The organism is Pseudomonas ulcerans (assembly GCF_036324125.1).
GTDB classification, from domain to species: domain Bacteria; phylum Pseudomonadota; class Gammaproteobacteria; order Pseudomonadales; family Pseudomonadaceae; genus Aquipseudomonas; species Aquipseudomonas ulcerans.
The window spans coordinates 99,698-119,390 of record NZ_JAZDQN010000005.1; the positions used below are offsets into that span (position 1 = coordinate 99,698).

At 63.8% G+C, this 19,693-nt stretch carries 19 protein-coding genes; 11 read left to right on the top strand and 8 right to left on the bottom strand.

Annotation, left to right across the window (positions count from 1 at the left end; all coding sequences use genetic code 11):
• Positions 1-7 precede the first annotated feature (7 nt).
• Genes V0R59_RS06680 through V0R59_RS06690 form a run of 3 tightly spaced genes read left to right on the top strand, consistent with a single transcriptional unit; the run spans position 8 to position 2,945 of the window.
• The gene (locus V0R59_RS06680; protein WP_330073685.1) at positions 8-1,150 is read left to right on the top strand and encodes an ABC transporter ATP-binding protein; all 1,143 of its coding nucleotides are present in this window, start codon (positions 8-10) and stop codon (positions 1,148-1,150) included.
• The gene (locus tag V0R59_RS06685; protein WP_330073684.1) at positions 1,147-2,067 is read left to right on the top strand and encodes an ABC transporter permease subunit; all 921 of its coding nucleotides are present in this window, start codon (positions 1,147-1,149) and stop codon (positions 2,065-2,067) included. The genes V0R59_RS06680 and V0R59_RS06685 overlap by 4 nt, the downstream gene beginning before the upstream one ends.
• Positions 2,064-2,945, top strand: a complete 882-nt coding sequence (locus V0R59_RS06690) for an ABC transporter permease subunit (RefSeq protein ID WP_330073683.1) — start codon at positions 2,064-2,066, stop codon at positions 2,943-2,945. The genes V0R59_RS06685 and V0R59_RS06690 overlap by 4 nt, the downstream gene beginning before the upstream one ends.
• 85 nt (positions 2,946-3,030) lie before the next feature.
• On the opposite strand, the gene V0R59_RS06695 is transcribed toward V0R59_RS06690, so the two are convergent.
• Positions 3,031-5,412, bottom strand: a complete 2,382-nt coding sequence (locus V0R59_RS06695) for a penicillin acylase family protein (RefSeq protein ID WP_330073682.1) — start codon at positions 5,410-5,412, stop codon at positions 3,031-3,033.
• 95 nt (positions 5,413-5,507) lie between these two features.
• Here V0R59_RS06695 and V0R59_RS06700 point away from each other — a divergent pair, with 95 nt between their 5' ends.
• Positions 5,508-6,056, top strand: coding sequence for a sugar O-acetyltransferase (locus V0R59_RS06700; RefSeq protein ID WP_330073681.1), 549 nt, complete (start codon positions 5,508-5,510; stop codon positions 6,054-6,056).
• Between the two features lie 54 nt (positions 6,057-6,110).
• On the opposite strand, the gene V0R59_RS06705 is transcribed toward V0R59_RS06700, so the two are convergent.
• From V0R59_RS06705 to V0R59_RS06715, 3 genes are all read right to left on the bottom strand, one after another.
• A complete protein-coding gene (locus V0R59_RS06705) occupies positions 6,111-6,386 on the bottom strand; it encodes a bacteriocin immunity protein (RefSeq protein ID WP_330073680.1) in 276 nt (91 codons plus the stop codon).
• On the bottom strand, positions 6,383-8,569 hold the full coding sequence (locus V0R59_RS06710) for an S-type pyocin domain-containing protein (RefSeq protein WP_330073679.1): 2,187 nt from the start codon (positions 8,567-8,569) through the stop codon (positions 6,383-6,385). Before V0R59_RS06710 ends, V0R59_RS06705 begins: the two co-directional genes overlap by 4 nt.
• A gap of 97 nt (positions 8,570-8,666) precedes the next feature.
• On the bottom strand, positions 8,667-9,227 hold the full coding sequence (locus V0R59_RS06715; protein ID WP_330073678.1) for a DUF6436 domain-containing protein: 561 nt from the start codon (positions 9,225-9,227) through the stop codon (positions 8,667-8,669).
• Positions 9,228-9,325: 98 nt separating this feature from the next.
• Between V0R59_RS06715 and V0R59_RS06720 the strand changes: the two genes are divergently transcribed.
• The gene (locus V0R59_RS06720; protein WP_330073677.1) at positions 9,326-10,258 is read left to right on the top strand and encodes a phospholipase BipL; all 933 of its coding nucleotides are present in this window, start codon (positions 9,326-9,328) and stop codon (positions 10,256-10,258) included.
• On the opposite strand, the gene V0R59_RS06725 is transcribed toward V0R59_RS06720, so the two are convergent.
• A complete protein-coding gene (locus V0R59_RS06725; protein WP_330073676.1) occupies positions 10,259-11,008 on the bottom strand; it encodes a hypothetical protein in 750 nt (249 codons plus the stop codon).
• Between the two features lie 114 nt (positions 11,009-11,122).
• On the opposite strand from V0R59_RS06725, the gene V0R59_RS06730 reads away from it, so the two are divergent.
• On the top strand, positions 11,123-11,755 hold the full coding sequence (locus V0R59_RS06730; RefSeq protein ID WP_330073675.1) for a 2OG-Fe(II) oxygenase: 633 nt from the start codon (positions 11,123-11,125) through the stop codon (positions 11,753-11,755).
• Positions 11,736-12,239: a DUF523 domain-containing protein gene (locus V0R59_RS06735; protein WP_446033240.1), complete on the top strand. Its 504-nt coding sequence runs from the start codon at positions 11,736-11,738 to the stop codon at positions 12,237-12,239. Before V0R59_RS06730 ends, V0R59_RS06735 begins: the two co-directional genes overlap by 20 nt.
• 57 nt (positions 12,240-12,296) lie before the next feature.
• On the opposite strand, the gene V0R59_RS06740 is transcribed toward V0R59_RS06735, so the two are convergent.
• Together V0R59_RS06740 and serA are read right to left on the bottom strand one after the other, a co-directional pair.
• The gene (locus tag V0R59_RS06740) at positions 12,297-13,073 is read right to left on the bottom strand and encodes a transporter substrate-binding domain-containing protein (RefSeq protein ID WP_330073674.1); all 777 of its coding nucleotides are present in this window, start codon (positions 13,071-13,073) and stop codon (positions 12,297-12,299) included.
• A gap of 204 nt (positions 13,074-13,277) precedes the next feature.
• A complete protein-coding gene (gene serA, locus V0R59_RS06745; protein ID WP_330073673.1) occupies positions 13,278-14,507 on the bottom strand; it encodes a phosphoglycerate dehydrogenase in 1,230 nt (409 codons plus the stop codon).
• Between the two features lie 173 nt (positions 14,508-14,680).
• On the opposite strand from serA, the gene V0R59_RS06750 reads away from it, so the two are divergent.
• The 4 genes from V0R59_RS06750 (at position 14,681) to V0R59_RS06765 (ending at position 18,866) form a co-directional block, all read left to right on the top strand.
• Complete coding sequence (locus V0R59_RS06750; protein ID WP_330073672.1) at positions 14,681-16,078, top strand: FAD-binding oxidoreductase; 1,398 nt, start codon at positions 14,681-14,683, stop codon at positions 16,076-16,078.
• A gap of 38 nt (positions 16,079-16,116) precedes the next feature.
• Positions 16,117-16,791 (top strand): fumarylacetoacetate hydrolase family protein, encoded by a 675-nt coding sequence (locus V0R59_RS06755; protein WP_330073671.1) that lies wholly within the window; start codon positions 16,117-16,119, stop codon positions 16,789-16,791.
• A 148-nt stretch (positions 16,792-16,939) separates the two neighbouring features.
• Entirely contained in the window at positions 16,940-17,872 is a 933-nt protein-coding gene (locus V0R59_RS06760) for an SdiA-regulated domain-containing protein (protein ID WP_330073670.1), read from the top strand.
• Between the two features lie 94 nt (positions 17,873-17,966).
• Positions 17,967-18,866 carry an SdiA-regulated domain-containing protein gene (locus tag V0R59_RS06765; RefSeq protein WP_330073669.1) on the top strand — a complete coding sequence of 300 codons (900 nt, stop codon included), beginning with the start codon at positions 17,967-17,969 and terminating at the stop codon, positions 18,864-18,866.
• Positions 18,867-18,990: 124 nt separating this feature from the next.
• Here V0R59_RS06765 and rpiA read toward each other — a convergent pair whose 3' ends face one another.
• The gene (gene rpiA, locus V0R59_RS06770; RefSeq protein ID WP_075802888.1) at positions 18,991-19,662 is read right to left on the bottom strand and encodes a ribose-5-phosphate isomerase RpiA; all 672 of its coding nucleotides are present in this window, start codon (positions 19,660-19,662) and stop codon (positions 18,991-18,993) included.
• Positions 19,663-19,693: the final 31 nt, after the last annotated feature.

Consider the following 19,693-nt stretch of genomic DNA (forward strand, 5'->3'; position numbering starts at 1 on the left):
TTCACAAATGGCAGTTGCCTCCGGCGCCTATAAGAAAGCCCTCGAAGGCGACCAGCAACCCAAGCAGGTGCTGGTCAAGATCGATAGGGTCACGAAGAAGTTCGACGAAACCGTCGCGGTGGACGATGTCTCCCTCGAAATCAAGAAGGGCGAGATCTTCGCCCTGCTCGGCGGCTCCGGCTCGGGTAAATCGACCCTGCTGCGCATGCTGGCCGGTTTCGAGCGTCCGACCGAAGGGCGCATTTTCCTCGATGGCGTCGACATCACCGACATGCCGCCTTACGAGCGGCCGATCAACATGATGTTCCAGTCCTACGCGCTGTTCCCGCACATGACCGTGGCGCAGAACATCGCCTTCGGCCTGCAGCAGGACAAGATGCCCAAGGCCGAGATCGAGGCCCGCGTGGCCGAGATGCTCAAGCTGGTGCACATGACCCAGTACGCCAAGCGCAAGCCTCATCAGCTGTCCGGCGGCCAGCGCCAGCGCGTGGCCCTGGCCCGCTCGCTGGCCAAGCGTCCCAAGCTGCTGCTGCTCGACGAGCCGATGGGCGCGCTGGACAAGAAACTGCGTTCGCAGATGCAACTGGAACTGGTGGAGATCATCGAGCGGGTCGGCGTGACCTGCGTGATGGTGACCCACGACCAGGAAGAGGCCATGACCATGGCCCAGCGCATCGCCATCATGCACCTGGGCTGGATCGCCCAGATCGGTAGCCCGATCGACGTCTACGAGACCCCGACCAGCCGCCTGGTCTGCGAGTTCATCGGCAACGTCAACCTGTTCGACGGTGAAGTGGTCGACGACGCCGAGGGCCATGCCCGCATCGCCAGCCCCGAGCTGGAGCGCAACATCTACGTCGGTCACGGTGTCACCACCTCGGTGGAAGACAAGTCGATCACCTATGCACTGCGTCCGGAAAAACTGCTGGTCACCGCGCAACAGCCGACCTGCGAATACAACTGGTCGCGCGGCAAGGTCCACGACATCGCCTACCTGGGCGGCCACTCGGTGTTCTACGTCGAGCTGCCGAGCGGCAAGATCGTCCAGTCCTTCGTCGCCAACGCCGAACGCCAGGGCTCGCGTCCGACCTGGGGCGACGAAGTCTACGTCTGGTGGGAAGACGACAGCGGCGTGGTACTGCGCTCATGAACATGCGCAAGCTCAAGCGAGCGCTCAATCGCGTGACGCCTGAAGGGCGGCATGTCGTCATCGGCATCCCGTTCCTCTGGCTGTTCCTGTTCTTCATGCTGCCGTTCTTCATCGTCCTGAAGATCAGCTTCGCCGAAGCGGACGTGGCGATCCCGCCGTACACGGAGATCTACAGCTACGTCGAGGACAAGATCCAGGTCGTGCTCAACCTGGCCAACTACGGCCTGCTGACCGAGGACGAGCTGTACATCTCGGCCTACCTGGGCTCTTTGAAGATGGCCTTCTTCAGCACCCTGCTGTGCCTGCTGATCGGTTACCCGATGGCCTACGCCATCGCCAATGCGCGCAAGGACATCCAGACCGTCCTGCTGCTGCTGATCATGATGCCGACCTGGACCGCGATCCTGATCCGTGTCTATGCGTGGATGGGCATCCTCAGCAACAACGGCCTGCTCAACGCCTTCCTGCAATGGCTGGGCGTGATCGACCAGCCGCTGCAGATCCTCAACACCAACCTGGCGGTGTACATCGGCGTGGTCTATTCGTACCTGCCGTTCATGATCCTGCCGCTGTTCGCCAACCTCGTGAAGCATGACCAGAGCCTGCTGGAAGCCGCGTCGGACCTGGGTTCGAGCCGCTTCAACAGCTTCTGGAAGATCACCGTGCCGCTGTCCAAGAACGGCATCATCGCCGGCTGCATGCTGGTGTTCATCCCGGTGGTGGGCGAGTTCGTGATTCCTGAGCTGCTTGGTGGTCCGGAGACCCTGATGATCGGCAAGGTGCTCTGGCAGGAGTTCTTCAACAACCGCGACTGGCCGGTGGCCTCGGCCCTGGCGGTAGTGATGCTGGCGATCCTGATCGTGCCGATCCTGCTGTTCAACCGCAGCCAGGCGAAAGAGATGGAGGGCCGGGCATGAAGCGTGTCGGATTTTCCAATGTAATGCTGGTCCTCGGCCTGTTGTTCATCTACCTGCCGATGCTGATCCTGGTGATCTACTCGTTCAACGCCTCCAAGCTGGTGACGGTGTGGGGCGGCTGGTCGGTGAAGTGGTACGTCGGCCTGCTGGACAACACCCAGCTGATGGGTTCGGTGATGCGCTCGCTGGAGATCGCCTGCTACACCGCGATCGCCGCGGTGGCGCTGGGTACCCTGGCGGCCTTCGTGCTGACCCGGGTCACCCGCTTCAAAGGCCGTACCCTGTTCGGTGGCCTGGTCACCGCGCCGCTGGTCATGCCCGAGGTGATCACCGGTCTGTCGTTGCTGCTGCTGTTCGTGGCCATGGCGCAGATGATTGGCTGGCCGCAGGAGCGCGGTATCGTCACCATCTGGATCGCCCACACCACGTTCTGCGCCGCCTATGTGGCGGTGGTGGTGTCGGCCCGCCTGCGCGAACTGGACCTGTCCATCGAGGAAGCGGCCATGGACCTTGGCGCGCGGCCGTGGAAGGTGTTCTTCCTGATCACCATCCCGATGATCGCGCCTTCGCTGGCGGCGGGCGGCATGATGTCCTTCGCCCTGTCGCTGGATGACCTGGTACTGGCGAGCTTCGTGTCCGGCCCGGGTTCCACCACCCTGCCGATGGAAGTGTTCTCCGCGGTGCGCCTGGGCGTGAAGCCCGAGATCAACGCCGTGGCCAGCCTGATCCTGCTGGCGGTGTCGATGGCGACCTTCCTGGTCTGGTACTTCAGCCGCCGTGCCGAGGAACGCCGCAAGCGCGCGATCCAGCAGGCGATCGAGGAAGCGGCTGCCGATGGCTGGAAACAGCCGGAAGTGCGGCGTCCGGCTCAAGCTTGAGCTGAGACCCTATCGCTGGCAGCTCCCACACGATCCCTGTGGGAGCTGGCTTGCCAGCGATAGGGCCCTCAAGATCAACCGACAGCTATTTGCCCGGCACCAGCCTCAAAGTCCCCTCCGTCTCCCCCGCCAACCCCAACCAGGCCCGCTGGTATTTCCCCTCGATATACGGCCTGGCCTGATCGCTGTAATGCCGATCGAACAACACCCCGCTCTGCCCCACCGGATTGATGCTCAACGCCGTCCCCGCATCGGCGAAGTCGATCAGTCGCCTCGTTGAAGGCCCATAAGTCACCGGCCATGGCGCCGGGCCGATCTTCGCCGATAGGTTGTTCGGCACCTCATGGGTCCCCGGTGCGGCGAACGGCCCGACATTGAACAGCTTGTCCAACGGCTTCTGCATACCCAGCGGATGCCCGTGGGTCAGGGTATGCGCCTTGCCCCACTGCCAGCCGGACGGATCCTTGCCAAGCGTTTCGCCCAGGTGCGCCAGGGTCTTGTCCCACGCCTGCCTGACCACCGCCGTGCGACTGCCGCGTTCGCTGCTGCCCTCGCTGTTCCACCACGGCGAATCCGCATCGGCGGCCAGGCGTGGCAGGGCGTCGTCGATCACCCGGGTCGAGATCAGCGCCTGGAACCAGGCATCGCCCAGTTCGTCGTGCATCGCGGCAAAGGCCAGCTCATAGAGGAACTGGTTGAACAGCGTGGCGCTGACCGAGGCCAGCGGATAGTCGCCGCGCCAGGCGGCCAGTTGCTCCACCAGTTCGCGACCCTGCTGGTCCTGCACCACCTGGCGCAGCACCGGCAGCAGCGGGCCTAGGGTGCGCGGGCCGTAGTCGGTGGCGGTGCCCAGTTGCAGGGCCTGGCTGTTTTGCAGGTCCCATTTGACCTGGTCGTCGGCCAGTTGTCGGTCCAGCTGGCGACCGCGGTCCGGCAGGTTGTAGTAGCCGGGAATCGCCACGCCGCTGGGCGATTGCGGCTGGAAGTTGGCCGAGACGATGTAGCCGCTGGCCGGGTTCTCCGACTGCGGGTTGGCGCTGAACGGGTAGAAGCCGGACTTGTCCGCCTGCCCCGTGCTGCCATCGAGGATGAACGCCGGGTTCACGCCCTCCGGCCGGATCGGCAAGGCCGCCGCCGCCCACCAGCCGATATCGCCGCGGGTGTTGGCCCAGACGAAGTTGAGGCCCGGTGCCTGGACCTTCTGCACCGCACTGCGCATGGCGTCCAGGCTACTGGCGCGGTTGATCTCGTAGAAACCGTCGAGGATCGGGTTGGCACTTTCCAGGAAGGCCCACCACATGGCAATCGGCGTCGGACCTGCGTCCTGGCCCAGCACCTTGTTGACGATCGGGCCATGGGGCGAGCGCAGCAGGGTCACGGTCTGGTCGGCTTCACCCTTGACCTTGATCCGCTGCTCGCTACGGGTCAGCGGCTGCCACTGGCCATGGACCATGACCTGGTCCGGGTTGTCCGGGTTGATCTTCTCGGCGATCAGGTCGACGTCGTCGTTCTGGAACATGGTCAGGCTCCAGCCGAATTCACGGTTGTGCCCGAGCGAGGCAAACGGGTTGAGCGCCTGGTGATAGCCGTACAGATGGAAGCCTGGTGCCGACAGCTCGGCCTCGTACCATACCGCCGGCACCGAGAAGCGGATATGCGGGTCGCCGGCCAGCAACGGCTTGCCGCTGCGGGTGCGACTGCCGCTGACCGCCCAGGCGTTGCTGCCTTCGAACTGCGGCAGGCCGGCTTCGCCGAAGGCCTGTTGGCTGACCTGGGCCAGTTGCCCGAGGGATTTCCAGTCGGCGTCCGCCAGCGCCGGGGCGCGTTGCAGCACGCCGTCGGGATGCCAGTCGAGGTCGAACACCTTCAGGTACTGTTCGCCGAGATGGTCGCGGACGTAGGTCAGCAGCGGTTCGGTGCGGAAGGCGGCGGCGAAGCTGTAGGCCATGAAGCCGGCGATGCTCAGGGTGTCCTGGGCGGTGAAGGGGCGCGGGCTGATGCCCAGTGCGTCGAACTCCATCGGCCGCGGGTGCGAGTCCTGCCAGGCATTGACCCCTTCGAGGTAAGCCTGCAACGCCTTCCACGCAGGTGACTGCTTGTCCTGGCGATCGACCATGACCTGCGCCTGCTCGCCGATGCGCAGGCTGCGGAACAGGGTGTCGGTGGCGACCATCTTCGGCCCCAGCACCTCGGCCAGCTCGCCGCGGGCCAGGCGCCGGGTGATCTCCATCTGGAACAGGCGGTCCTGGGCATGCACGTAGCCCAGGGCGCGGTACAGGTCGATCTCGTTCTGCGCCTGGATATGCGGCACGCCGCGCTCGTCGTAGCGCATGCTGACCGGCGCCTGGAGCTTCGCCAGGGCGATCTCGCCGTCCCGTTGTGGCTGCTTGCCTTGCACATACAGATAACCGCCACCGGCTGCCGCGAAGGCGATGGCAACGGCGAGAAGGGTGAGACTGCGTTTCATCGAAGCTCCTTGGGGATCTTTCTGGCAGCGAGTCGGTCATGATCGGACAGAGGATAGACTTTGCCAGCCGATAGATCAGCCAGGAGTGATGGCCAATGGACCTTAGCGAAAAACAGAAGATGCTCACCGGCCAGTTGTACCGCGCCACCTGCCCGGAGCTGCAAGCCGAGCAGATCGCCAACAAGCACTGGATGCAGCGCTACAACGACTCCGCCGACCTGCTCAACGAGCAGCGCCATGGCCTTCTCGTCGAGCACTTCGCCAAGGTCGGGCGCGGCGCGGTGATCCGGCCACCGTTCTATTGCGACTACGGCTACAACATCGAGCTGGGTGCCAACGTCTTCATGAATTTCAACTGCGTGATCCTCGATATCTGCAGGGTGAGCATCGGCGACGACTGCCAGATCGGGCCGGCGGTGCAGATCTATGCGGCGGACCACCCACGGGATCCGGATGTCCGCCGCAGCGGACTGGAGAGCGGCAAGCCGGTGACGATCGGCTGCAACGTCTGGATTGGTGGCGGGGCGATCATCCTGCCGGGGGTGACGGTGGGGGATAACGCGATCATCGGTGCGGGCAGCGTGGTGAGTCGGGATGTGCCAGCGGGGGTGACGGTGATGGGCAATCCGGCGCGGGTGCGCTAACGGGCTGACGCGGACCTTTTGGGAGTGGGTCCGCGTCGTTTTCCTGATTTTCTATCAGGCCGACTTGAAGCCGGGTTTGCCGTTGGCGGCGCGCCATTCCTTGACGTGATTGACGATCGACTGAGGGGTCGCGCTATGCCCTTCTTCGGGGTAGTAAATCAGGTCGGATTTTGCGGGGTGCTCGGTCAGGCGTTCGAACTCACTGGTGAGGTGGTCCAGATATTTGCCGAAGGCGTTGCCCTTCAAGCCTGAGCGGTTTTCGAAGAACTCCTCCACCAACTGGATGAACTCGGCCTCGGTATAGTCTTCAATCTTCTGTTTGGTGTTCATTGCTGGCTCCCCCCTTTATGAGCTTCGGCATGCTGTTTCGGAGTCATGACCACAATGTTGTCAATGTCGTATACGGCTCCTCCTTTGGCAATTTGGTGGACATGATGCAGCTCGAAGGATTTTTTACTTTTGTTGTGCTCTTGGCTTGTGGCCATTGGTGCTAAGCCCTCCCGCATTCTTACAACATTCGAAGGAATGAACTGTTGGCTAAGCTCGGCATCAGCAGCGACCGCCTTCCAGATGGCTTCGCGCATTCGATCCCAGTTGCTGAATGTCCGTCCCCTCAGGTGGTCCGCGATTCGAGACGGTATTGGTGAGCCCTGCTGTGTACCTGCAGTTCCGAGCCAGGTCCCAGAGATGTTCTGCCCGGTCCCTGTGGCGACGCCCGCATAATCCCGCGGGCTCTTGAACATGAGGTAAACAGGCTCAAGCCCCGAATCCGCCGGGAAGACCACGATGTAGTCATCCGGCCGGATATCGTCGAGCTCCGGGAACGGCAGGATCTGCGGCCTCGTCTGGATGCTGATCCTGCCGGGATAGAGACCGCTGAGTTCGAGCGCGGATGGCACTGTCGCCGTCGAGTTGTCCGCAGGCTGCTGCTCCGGAGTCCAGAGCACGGTGATCGGGCCGGGGCCGTCGGTGGTGAAGCGCCAGGCGCCCTGTTCAGCGTCCCAGGTCGCCGCGCGGACCGGCACGTCCGCGGGGAGGGCGTCGGAGCCGGTCGTGGCAATTTCGATCTGCGATTTTCCATCCAGCAAGCCGGAGATGAGCCGAATCGGCAGGGGTATCGATTCACCGATGCTGGCCTTCAACTGCTCCCAGTCGATGCTCAGCGTCATGTCGGTAAACGGCACGCTGATGCCATGGCGCTCGCCTTGGCCCAGCTTCATGGAGAACGCCAGCAGGGACGCCACGTGAAGCACCTTGCCCGCGAGGCCGGCTTTTGGCAGCACATGCCCTAGGCCCTTGCGCAGGACGCTGCCCTTGGAGGCGAACACCGCCATCGACAGGGGGGAGGGCGTGATCACCTGCGGCAGCCCCGCAGCGCTGGCTGTCAGCGAGTAGGTGACCGGAAGCTGGGGGATTTCCAGGCCTTCCAGTGCGGCCATGCGCACCAGCCCGTCCCGGACCTCGCTGAGCGCGGCTTCAAGATGCTCGATGTATTCGGCAATCCGCGCGGACTCTTCGGGCCAGGTCGCGTGATGGTTGTCGATGAACATGAAGGTCTGTTGCGAGAGGGTGCTGGCTGCGCCGCAGGTGGCATCGGAAATCTGGAAGGGCTTGGCGGTCGCGACCCAGGACTGCAACAGTTTGGCGGGGGCCCCGAGCTTTAGGATCGAGGTTTCGACACCTTGGCGTGAGGACCGTACGGCGTAGGCTGCCTGGAGCAGCGCGGCGATATCATCTTCCAGTTCCGCAGAAAACGCCGTTGCCGTAGATGGGTCGATCGCGTCGAACCGGTGATGGGAACAGTGCTCCAGGCACTCCCAGGCCTGTTGCAGGCCGACTTGCAGTGCGTGTCGTGCCTGCGCCAGTTCCGCCTGCAGTCGCTGTATTTCCAGCGAGTTCCGGTCCAGGCTGTTTTGCGCCTGTCCATGCAGGCGCTGCTCGGCCTGGATCTTCTCGATGGTGAGCTTCTGCGCGCGTGATCTCAGCTGGTCGATCGACTGGGCCAGCAGACGGGCTTCAAAGGCCGCCTTGTAGGAAGCGAGCCAGGCCTGTTTCGGATCGGTCCCCAGTGAGGGCTGATGGGCGGCGCGCAGGTAATCCGTAGAGGTCCTGGAGACCGGGTCAACGCCGTAGAACGCCAGGGCGGACTTCCAGGCGATGTCCCGTGCGGCTTGCTTCTGCTCCAGCAACCGCTCTATGGCGGATAGCTGGCGCTCGATGGAAACCCGCTGATCCAGCCCCTTGAGCGAGCCGGTGATCCCGATGACCTGTTGATCGAGCTCGGCCTTCAGGGATTTCTCGTTTTCCTTGTATTGCTGTTCGACCGTTTTACGCTCGGTCTCGATCTCTTCGACCACATCGATCACCAGGCTGCCAGGACGGAAGCGCGAGATGTAGTGATGACGAGGAATGAAATCGTTTGCCCATCTAAAGGCATGCAGGTCGTGCAGCCGGTCATTGCCCGGATAAATGCCTTTGACAGGGCTTGGGGGTAGATTCACAGGATTCGACATACAGGCTCTCCTTTGCTTGTATGCGCGAAACCTACGAGGTGGTGTCCTCCCCAAGGGTGTAGATAGTTATCGGTCCAGGCTCAGGTTCGGCCGGGTATCACTGCCCCCACGGGCAGTAACAGCCCACCGCCATCGTCTGCGTTACCTGTACCGGCCGGCCCTGGGTCAGGGCCTGCAGGATCGGTTCGATGAAGCTGTTGCTGGCATTGCAGGTCGCGCCTTCGCTGTACGGCCCGAAGTAGGCGAGGTTGCCTTCGCGGTCCCAGATCGCCACGGCCGGGCTGGCCGGCAGGTGCTCGGCGCCGGGCAGGCTGGCGATGGGCTTGAGTGCCGTGAGGTTGGCGGGAAGCTGGCCGTGGCTGCCGGGCTTCTGGACCACGTGGAAAGACACACCCTGCGGCGCGTAGTGCTCGATCAGCTCGCCCAGGTGCTGCTGGTTGCCGACATTGCACGGGCAGGCCGGATCCCAGAAGTGCACCAGGCGGATCGGTCCGGGGCCGGCGAGTTCTGGTGGCAGGCGCAGCCGGTCGCCGCTGAACAGCGCGGTCTGGTTGTCGAACGGACGCAGGTACTGGCGCTGGAAATTGTCATAGGCCCACCATAACCCGGCGGCACACAGCAGGAGGGTGAGGGCGGCGATCAGCTTTTTCCCCGACATGGGCAATCCCGGCAAATTGAAGGGGGCCAGCTTGCCATGCCCCCGCCGACAGATGAATATCGCAGATCAATCCTTTGCCGCCTTTCCGGAAATCCGCCATGTCCGCCTCGTTCCAAGCCGATTCACTGCGTGCCAGCCTGCCTGCATTGGCGGCACGCCAGCCGTTGTCGGTCGAGGGCCAGGCGTACCAGCGTTTCTATGGACTGGATCGCGCGCCGCGTGCGGCGAGCTGGCTGGGGCGCTTTTCCTGCGCTGGCTTCGACGTGGTCGCCCAGGCCTGGCTGCCCGCCGAACCGGTGGCGACCCTTGTGGTGCTGCATGGCTTCTACGACCACATGGGTCTGTACCGGCATGTGATCGACTGGGCGCTTGGGCAGCGCTTCGCAGTGCTTTCCTGCGACCTGCCGGGGCACGGGCTGTCCAGTGGCGAGCGGGCCAGCATCGATGACTTCGCGGTGTACCAGCAGGTCCTCGATGCCTTGTTCGAGCAGGCCGGCGCGCTGCAATTGCCGCAACCCTGGCACCTGTGCGGGCAGAGCACCGGCGGCGCCATCGCGGTCGACCATCTGCTGCACCGCGGTGAGCACAGCCCGGTGACGGGCGAAGTGGTCCTGTTGGCGCCGCTGGTACGGCCGCGGGCCTGGGGCTGGTCGAAACTCAGCTACTGGATGCTGCGGCCTTTCGTGAACGGCATTGACCGGCGTTTCAGCGAAAACAGCAACGATCCGACCTTCCTCCCGTTCCTCCTGGCCGACCCGCTTCAACCACGACGCCTGCCCACTGCCTGGGTCGGCGCGTTGCTGGAATGGGTGCGGCGCATCGAGGCAGCGCCGGGCAGTACGCGGCGGCCGCTGATCGTGCAGGGTGAGCAGGACATGACGGTGGACTGGCGCTACAACCTGGAGGTGCTCAGGAGCAAGTTCGATGCCCCGCAGGTCCTCCTGCTGCCGCAAGCACGGCACCACCTGGCCAATGAGCTGCCGGAGATCCGCCAGCGCTACCTGGCGTTCATCGGCCAGCGCCTGGGCTGATCAGCGCAGGTCTGAGCTGCTCTGGCCGACGGCGAGGCCGGCGCGGATCGCGGCCAGGGCCGCCTTGTAGTAGGCCTGGCCTTCGCTGGATTCGGCAAAGGTGGCGAACTCTTCCAGCTCGGCGTCGGACAGGTCGCGGTAGACGTACAGCAGGGTGTTGTTCAGGTCTTCGCCGATCTGCTGCATCAGGCGCTGGCGCTGGCCGTCCAGCAGGCCCTGGGCCTGGCCGCCGCCAAACAGGCCGGGAATCATCTGGCTGAGGCTGTCGGCTGCCACGCCGGCGATCGCCAGGCTGACTTCGGCACCGGCTTCGCGGGCCGGCAGGGCCTGGGCCAGGTGGCCGACGATCAGCAGGCGGGTGTCGCTGGCCTCGATCTTCGGCAGGCCCTTGGCGTTCTTCGCCAACTGGTCGCGGCGGGTAGCGAGCAGTTCGGCGGCCACCACCTTGCGCCCCAGCGGCGACTGGAAGAAGTCCAGCGCGGGCGCGGGGTTGCTCAGGTTGGCGCGCAACTGGGCCTCGGCGCGGCGGTCCACGGCCTTGGCTTCGAAACGCTGGTTGCTGTTCTCCACCAGCGCCTGGAATACCGCGGGCGGCAGGCTTTTCTGGTAGCGCTGCTGGGCGGCAGCGATGGCATCGGAGAAGTGGGCGCGCTGCTCAGGCCAGCCGGCGACCTTGTACAGCTGATCGAGGGAGTCTGCCCGGACAGGCGTGGTGCAGATGATCAACAACAGAAAAAACAGACGGCGCATTCAGGACTCCTGTCGGCAGGCCGCTATTGTCCGTGGCCTTGCGGGCCTTTGTCGAGAAGCCCGTGACGCGATGCGACCAAGTGGCGCTGTCGGTTTGCCCGGCGGCCCGCTACCATGCGCGGCATGCACATATCCTCCGAACATCCGCAGTTGCTCGGCATCGTCGACGACCTGGCCAACCAGGGCTGGTCGCGGCAGGCCATTTTCCTTCCCGACGCCCTGACCCGGGCGCTGGCGGCCGAGTGCCGGCGGCGCAAGGCCGAGGGTGAGCTGGCGCCGGCCGGAGTAGGTCGTGGCCAGGGCCAGGAGGTCCGCGAGGGGATTCGCGGCGACCATATCCTGTGGCTCGAACCCGGCCAGTCCGAAGCCTGCGACCAGTACCTGGCGCTGATGGACAGCCTGCGCGAGGCGCTCAATCGCGACCTGTACCTGGGCCTGGAGGATTTCGAGTGCCATTTCGCCCTGTACCCGCCGGGGACTTTCTATCGCAAGCACCTGGATCGCTTCCGCGATGACGACCGACGGACGGTGTCGGCGATCATCTACCTCAACGACGACTGGCAGCCTGCCGATGGTGGCGAGCTGCGCGTCTACTTCGCCGATGGCCGCGAGCAGGACCTGCCGCCAGTGGGTGGCAGCCTGATCGTGTTCATGTCTGCCGACCTGCCTCATGAAGTGCTCGCCGCCAATCGCGAGCGCCTGTCGGTCACCGGCTGGTTCCGCCGCCGTGGCAACGAACCGTTCTGACCTGCCGCGAGTGCTGGTGAGCGCCTGCCTGCTCGGCCAGCCGGTGCGTTATGACGGGCGCGCCAGTGGCCATCCTGATCTGTTGCGGCTCTGGCAGGAACAAGGCCGGGTGGTGCCGCTGTGCCCGGAAGTCGCCGGTGGCCTGCCGACGCCGCGCCCGCCCGCGGAGATTCCCGGCGGGCAGGGCGGCGAGGTGCTGGATGGCGGGGCGCAGGTGGTGACGGTGCTTGGCGAGGATGTCAGCGCGGCGTTTCTGGCGGGGGCCCGACAGGCGCTGGAGCTGGTGCGCCGTCATGAGATCCGGGTGGCGGTGCTGAAGTCCGGCAGCCCTTCGTGTGGCAACCGGCTGGTGTACGACGGGACGTTCAGCGGCAGCAAGGTTGGCGGCGAAGGGGTGACTGCGGCCTTGCTGCGGCGGGAGGGGGTGTCGGTGTTCAGTGAGCTTGAGCTGGAAGAGGCGAGCCAGGAACTGGATTCGCTCTGAACTTCAAAGCCTCATCGCTCGCTTGCCAGTGATGAGGCCTTCAGTAGCAATGAAGAGCTAGGGCTTCGGCGGCTCGCTGGCATCCACCCCGAACCACTTCTTCGACAGCTCGGCCAGCCGGCCATCCGCCTTGATCCGCTGCAGGGCATTGTCCAGCGCACTCTGGAAGGCCGGGTTGCCCTTCTGGAACGGAATCGCCAGGCTCAGCACCGGGCCGACGCTGGCGCCTTCCTCCACGGGCAGCTTGCTGTCGCGAATCGCGTAGGGCACCAGCAGGCGATCGCTGATCACTGCGTCGATCTGGTCATCGGCCACTTCCTTGATCGGCTGCGCCGGATCCTGATAACCGCGCAGGTCCACGCCCTCGACCGCCTTGGCCTGCTCGGCGAACGAGCTGCCCTGGACGAAGCCCAGGCTATGTCCCTTGAACGCTTCGAGGCTGTGCAGCGGTCGCTTCTCTTCGCGGCGCACGATCAACTGGGCGCGGGTATAGCTGTAGGGCGTGCTGAAATCCAGGCGTTCTTCCAGTTCCGCACTGACCGCGACCTGGTTCAGGGCAATATCGTACTTGCCGCTCTGCACGCCAGGCAGCAGGGCATCGGCCGTCACCTCGACGAAGGACGCGTTGACGTCCAGTTCACGGGCAAGCATCTGTCCTAGTTCCACTTCGAAACCACTCAGTTGCCCGGCGGTATCGCGGAAGTTGAACGGCGGCATCTTCGCTTCGATGGCAATGCGCAACTCGTTGCGGTCGCTGACGTCGTCCATCAGTTCCGCGTGAGCCCACGGACTTAGAAGGCTGGCGGCAAACAATGCCCCGGTAAGAAAACGCATTCGAGCCCCTTTTTATTGGCAATTAACACAGTATTGCCGCAGCTTTCTGGTTTGCCACGGTCAACGTGCCCCTTGTGACCACGTCACACCCGGGATGTTTAACGGTAGTTGAAATATTTCTCGCGCATTCGTGTAACTTCCGTTTTTGTCCGACCAATAAAAAGGGAGGCCACCAGGGCCTCCCTTTTCAACAGCGAAGCGAACTCAGAACAGGACGCGGGAACGGATGGTGCCCTTGACCTGTTGCAGTTTCTCTTGCGCCAGGTCGGAGTAGTCGGCGTCGACGTCGATCACCACGTAACCGACTTTCTCGTTGGTCTGCAGGAACTGACCGGAGATGTTGATGCCGTTCTCGGCGAAGACCTTGTTGATCTCGCTGAGCACGCCCGGGATGTTTTCGTGGATATGCAGCAGGCGGTGCTTGCCCGGGTGCGCCGGCAGGGCAACTTCAGGGAAGTTGACCGAGGACACCGAAGTACCGTTGTCGCTGTACTTGACCAGCTTCTCGGCCACTTCCAGGCCGATGTTGGCCTGGGCTTCGGCGGTGGAACCACCGATGTGCGGGGTCAGGATCACGTTGTCCAGGCCACGCAACGGGCTTTCGAACTCTTCGTCGTTCGAGCGCGGCTCGACCGGGAACACGTCGATGGCGGCGCCGATCAGGTGCTTGTCGCGGATCGCGGCGGCCAGGTGGTCCAGTTCGACCACGGTGCCGCGGGCGGCGTTGATCAGGATCGAGCCCTTCTTCATCGCGCGGATTTCCTTCTCGCCGATCATCCACTGGGTGGATGGCAGCTCAGGCACGTGCAGCGAGACGATGTCGGCCAGGCCGAGCAGTTCGTGCAGGCTGGTGACCTGGGTCGCGTTGCCCAGCGGCAGCTTGGTCAGCGGGTCGAAGAAGAACACCTGCATGCCCAGGCTCTCGGCCAGGACCGACAGCTGGGTGCCGATCGAACCGTAGCCGACGATGCCCAGTTTCTTGCCACGGATCTCGAAGGAGTTGGCCGCGCTCTTGATCCAGCCGCCACGGTGGCAGGACGCATTTTTCTCAGGGATGCCGCGCAGCAGCAGGATGGCCTCGGCCAGCACCAGCTCGGCAACGGAGCGGGTGTTGGAGTACGGGGCGTTGAACACGGCGATGCCGCGCTCGCGAGCCGCGTCCAGGTCGACCTGGTTGGTGCCGATGCAGAAACAGCCGACAGCGACCAGTTTCTTGGCGCAATCGAAGATCTCTTCGGTCAGTTGGGTGCGGGAGCGGATACCGATGAAGTGGGCATCGGCGATCTTTTCCTTCAGCTCGGCTTCCGGCAGGGAACCGGTGAGGTACTCGATGTTGGTGTACCCGGCGGCCTTGAGGACGTCCACGGCGTTCTGGTGGACCCCTTCGAGAAGAAGGAACTTGATCTTGCTCTTATCGAGAGAAGTCTTGCTCATCTGCGTAAACCTGTGTCCCGGAGAAAAATGGCAGGGAAGTGAAGCGCTCGCAGAGTCGGCGGGAAAGCTCGATCAGCGGGGGGCGTATGCTAGCATACCGACGCCGCGCTCAGACCATCCCCGGCACGTGAAGTGTGCTCAGGGTGACCATGAAAAGTTCGAGAGTTCCGCCGATGACCGACCCCGTTCTGATCGATGAACTGAAGACCCTTGTCGAGCCTGGCAAGGTCCTCACCGACCCCGCGTCCCTCGAAGCCTGGGGCAAGGACTGGACCAAGCACTTCCCCCCGGCCCCGTCGGCCATCGTCTTCCCCAAGACCGTCGATCAGGTCCAGGCCATCGTCCGCTGGGCCAACCGGCACAAGGTCGCGCTGGTCCCGTCGGGCGGACGCACCGGGCTCTCCGCCGCTGCCGTGGCGGCCAATGGCGAAGTCGTGGTGTCCTTCGACTACATGAACCGCATCCTCGACTTCAATGCCTTCGACCGCACCGTGGTGTGCCAGCCAGGCGTGGTCACCGCGCAGTTGCAGGCTTTCGCCGAAGAGCAGGGGCTGTATTACCCGGTAGACTTCGCGTCGTCCGGCTCCAGCCAGATTGGTGGCAATATCGGTACCAATGCCGGCGGAATCAAGGTGATTCGCTACGGCATGACCCGCAACTGGGTGGCCGGCCTCAAGGTGGTCACCGGCGCCGGCGAACTGCTGGAACTGAACAAGGACCTGATCAAGAACGCTACCGGCTACGACCTGCGCCAGCTGTTCATCGGTGCCGAAGGCACCCTGGGCTTCGTGGTGGAGGCCACCATGCGCCTCGACCGGGCGCCGAAGAACCTCACCGCGATGGTCCTCGGCACCCCGGACTTCGACTCCATCATGCCGGTGCTGCATGCATTCCAGGGCAAGCTCGACCTGACCGCCTTCGAGTTCTTCTCCGACAAGGGCCTGGCGAAGATCCTCGGTCGCGGCGACGTACCCGCGCCGTTCGCCACCGAATGCCCGTTCTATGCCTTGCTGGAATTCGAGGCCACCACCGAGAACGTGGCCAACGAGGCGCTGGCCCTGTTCGAACACTGCGTCGAGCAAGGCTGGGTGCTGGACGGGGTGATGAGCCAGAGCGAGCAGCAACTGCGCAATCTGTGGAAGCTGCGCGAATACCTGTCCGAGACCATCTCCCACTGGACCCCGTACAAGAACGACATTTCGGTGACGGTGGCCAGGGTCCCGGCGTTCCTGCGCGATATCGACGCCATCGTCACGGCGTACTATCCGGACTTCGAAGTGGTCTGGTACGGGCATATCGGTGATGGCAACCTGCACCTGAACATCCTTAAGCCAGACGACATGGGCAAGGACGAGTTCTTCGCCAAGTGTGCCGTGGTCAACAAGCAGGTGTTCGAAACCGTCGAGAAGTACAACGGTTCGATCTCCGCCGAGCATGGCGTCGGCATGACCAAGCGCGATTACCTTGCCTACAGCCGCTCGGCGGCGGAAATTGCATACATGAAAGCAGTCAAGGCGGTATTCGATCCCAACGGGATCATGAACCCGGGCAAGATCTTCGCCCCCGAGTGAGCCGCTGCCACGGATTCAACCAGCACCAGGAGTCGGTCATGAATTATCAGCACCAATATGTAGACGGGACGCGCATCCACTTCACCCTGGGCAAGGTGGTGTGCATCGGACGCAACTACGCCGAGCACGCCAAGGAACTGGACAATCCGATCCCCACCGAGCCGCTGCTGTTCATCAAGCCGGGCAGCTGTGTGGTGCCGCTGGAAGGCGGTTTCGCCATTCCGAGCGAGCGCGGATCGGTGCATTACGAAGCGGAAATCGCCGTGCTACTGGGCAAGTCGCTGTCGCCGCAGCCGTCCGAGGAAGAGGTGCTGGATGCCATTTCCGGGTTCGCCCCGGCCCTGGACCTGACCCTGCGCGACCTGCAGTCGCAACTGAAGGACAAGGGCCTGCCCTGGGAACGCGCCAAGTGCTTCGACGGCGCCTGCGTGCTGGCGCCGTTCGTCGTCGCCAGCACCTTCGAAGACCTTGCCGATATCGGCATCCGCCTGACCATCAACGGTGAAGTGCGCCAGGACGGCAACAGCGCGCTGATGCTCAACCCCATCGTGCCGATGATCCAGCACATGGCCTCGCAGTTCTCCCTGCAGGCCGGCGACGTGATCCTGACCGGCACCCCGGTGGGCGTCGGTCCGCTGAATCCTGGGGACGAGCTGGTCCTGGAACTGCCGGGTGCCAGCCGTTTCGAGAGCCGGGTGCTCGTCACCGGCTGATTTCGCCTGGCTTTGCAGGAGCCGGCACGCCGGCTCCTGCAAGTGCACTTCATCGGCTTTTGTCATATTTTTCACAAAACATCTGGATAATTCCCACCCGGTCCCGCGGCTGCGTCCGTCAGCCGGGAAAACAACAGGGAATTCTCCAATGGCCGCTCCCCTCGTCTCCGACGGCACCCCGCCGTCCGCACGCAAACGCCCCATCGTCCGTCGCTGGTCCACCTGGCTGGCCGCTGCTGCCGTGATCGGCTACGGCGTGGCCATCGCCATGCATTGGGATGACCGCGGGTTCCTGTGGTTGCAGGAGCGTTTCGAGAGTCAGGTCGAGCAGAAGGCCAGTGTCTGGTTGCCGGACTACCACGCTGATATCGACGCCAAGGTGCTGCCGGGCATGGAGAAGGACGAGGCTTCCGACCTTGCCTACGATCCGCAGCGCAAGACCCTGTTCGCCGTTATGGGCAAGAACCCGTTCCTGGTCGAGCTGACCCTGGACGGCGACGTGCTGCGCAAGATCCCGCTGGTGGGCTGGGCCAACCCGGAGGGCGTGGCGGTGATGGCGGACGGGCGCATAGCCATCGTTGATGAGCGCCTGCACCATCTGGTCCTGGTCCGTCTCGACGACGCGACCCGCGAGCTGAACATCAAGGATTTCCCGCAATACGACCTCGGCCCTTCGGAGGACCAGAACAAGGCCTTCGAATCGATTGCCTGGGACCCGGCGCAACAACGCCTGGTGCTTGGCGAAGAGCGTCCGCCGCGGCTGTTCACCTGGAGTACCGATGGTCGTTCGGACCTGACCGGCAGCAAACAGGAACTGGCCAACGACGACCTCGACCTGCGCAACCTATCCGCCCTCGGCATCGATCCGCGTACCGGGCACCTGCTGGCACTGTCCGCCGACTCCAACATGCTTCTGGAGCTGGACGAGAAGGGCGAGCAGGTCAGCTTCATGACCCTGCTTGGCGGCTTCAATGGCCTGGCCAAGCGCATCCCGCGTGCCGAAGGCGTGGCGATGGACGAGGCGGGCACCCTGTACATGGTCAGCGAGCCGAACCTTTTCTACCGCTTCCGCAAGGAGTGAGCACCGTCGGATTTTTCCGATAGTGGCATTAAGCTTCGTTTCAGCTGGCTATGGTTAGATTCAGGCCGTTCCGTTTCCCCGCCTGAGTCTCCCCATGCGTGTGCGCTTCCTGCTGCCTGTCCTGTCGATTGCCCTGCTGACCGTTCTTGTCTTGGCAGGGCAGCACTATCGTCTGTTCGAGCGTGGCTGGTTCAACCTCACCACTTGGCTGCAGCCCGCGCAGCAGAGCATCGGCCTTGATCGCTACCAGGTGGAGATCGAGGCGAAGCCCGTCGAAGGCCTGGACAAGGACATCTCCGCGCTGACCTACGATCCGGACCGCAACAGCCTGTTCACCGTCACCAACAAGTCCCCCGAGCTGATCGAGCTGTCGCTGGACGGTCGCATCCTGCGCCGGGTGCCGCTGACCGGTTTTGGCGATCCGGAGGCGGTGGAGTATGTCGGGCGTGACAGCTACGTGATCACCGACGAGCGCCAGCAGCGCTTGATCCGCGTGCGGCTCGACGACGACACGCCGTTCCTCGATGCCAAGGACGCCGAGCAGCTGACCCTGGGCATCGGCCTCAATGGCAACAAGGGGTTCGAGGGCCTGGCCTTCGATCAGCAGGGCAAGCGCCTGTTCGTGGCCAAGGAACGCGACCCGATGCTGATCTACGAAGTGCATGGCTTCCCCCATGACAACCCGGAGCAGCCGTATGCGGTGCATGTGGTGCAGGACCGCAAGCGCGATGCGCGGTTGTTCGTGCGGGACCTGTCCAGCCTGCAGTTCGATGAGCGCAGCGGGCACCTGTTGGCGCTGTCGGATGAATCGAAGCTGGTGCTGGAACTTGATGTGCAGGGGCGACCGCTGGCGAGCCTGTCGCTGCGCAAGGGGTTTCACGGGCTGAAGGAAAGCGTGCCGCAGGCGGAGGGGATTGCGATGGATGGGGCGGGGACGCTGTATCTGGTGAGTGAGCCGAATCTGTTCTATGTGTTCAGGAAGGCAGTGGACTGAAGCTATTTGACTGACTTCAGGGCCTCATCGCTGGAGCTGTGTCTGGCCTCGATACTGACGGCAACTCAGAACCCTGTGGGAGCTGGTTTACCAGCGATGAGGCCAGCAGCTACAGCGAAAATCCTCAGGCCTTGAGGGTCTTCACACCTTCGCTGGTACCCAGCAACAGCAAGTCCGCCGGCCGTGCCGCAAACAGGCCATTGGTCACCACGCCGACGATGGCATTGATCTGTGCTTCCAGCTCCACCGGATTGGTGATCTGCAGGTTGTGCACGTCGATGATGATGTTGCCGTTATCGGTCACCACACCCTCGCGGTACACCGGATCGCCGCCCAGTTTCACCAGTTGGCGCGCCACATGGCTGCGGGCCATCGGGATCACTTCCACCGGCAGCGGGAAAGCGCCCAGCACCGGTACCAGCTTGCTGGCGTCGGCGATGCAGATGAAGGTCTTGGCCACCGCCGCGACGATCTTCTCGCGGGTCAGGGCCGCGCCGCCGCCCTTGATCAGGTTCAGGTGTTCGTCGCTTTCGTCGGCGCCGTCGACGTAGAACTCCAGTTCGCTCACGGTGTTCAGCTCGTAGACCGGGATGCCATGGCCCTTCAGGCGTGCGGCGGTGGCTTCGGAACTGGCCACGGCGCCGTCGAAGGCGGTCTTGTGCTGGGCCAGGGCGTCGATGAAGCAGTTGGCGGTCGAGCCGGTGCCGACGCCGATGATGCTCTTGGCATCCAGGCTAGGCAGGATGAAATCGACGGCGGCCTGGGCGACGGCCTGTTTGAGTTGGTCCTGGGTCATGCGGGCTCCGAAGCGGTGGAGTATCGTGAAG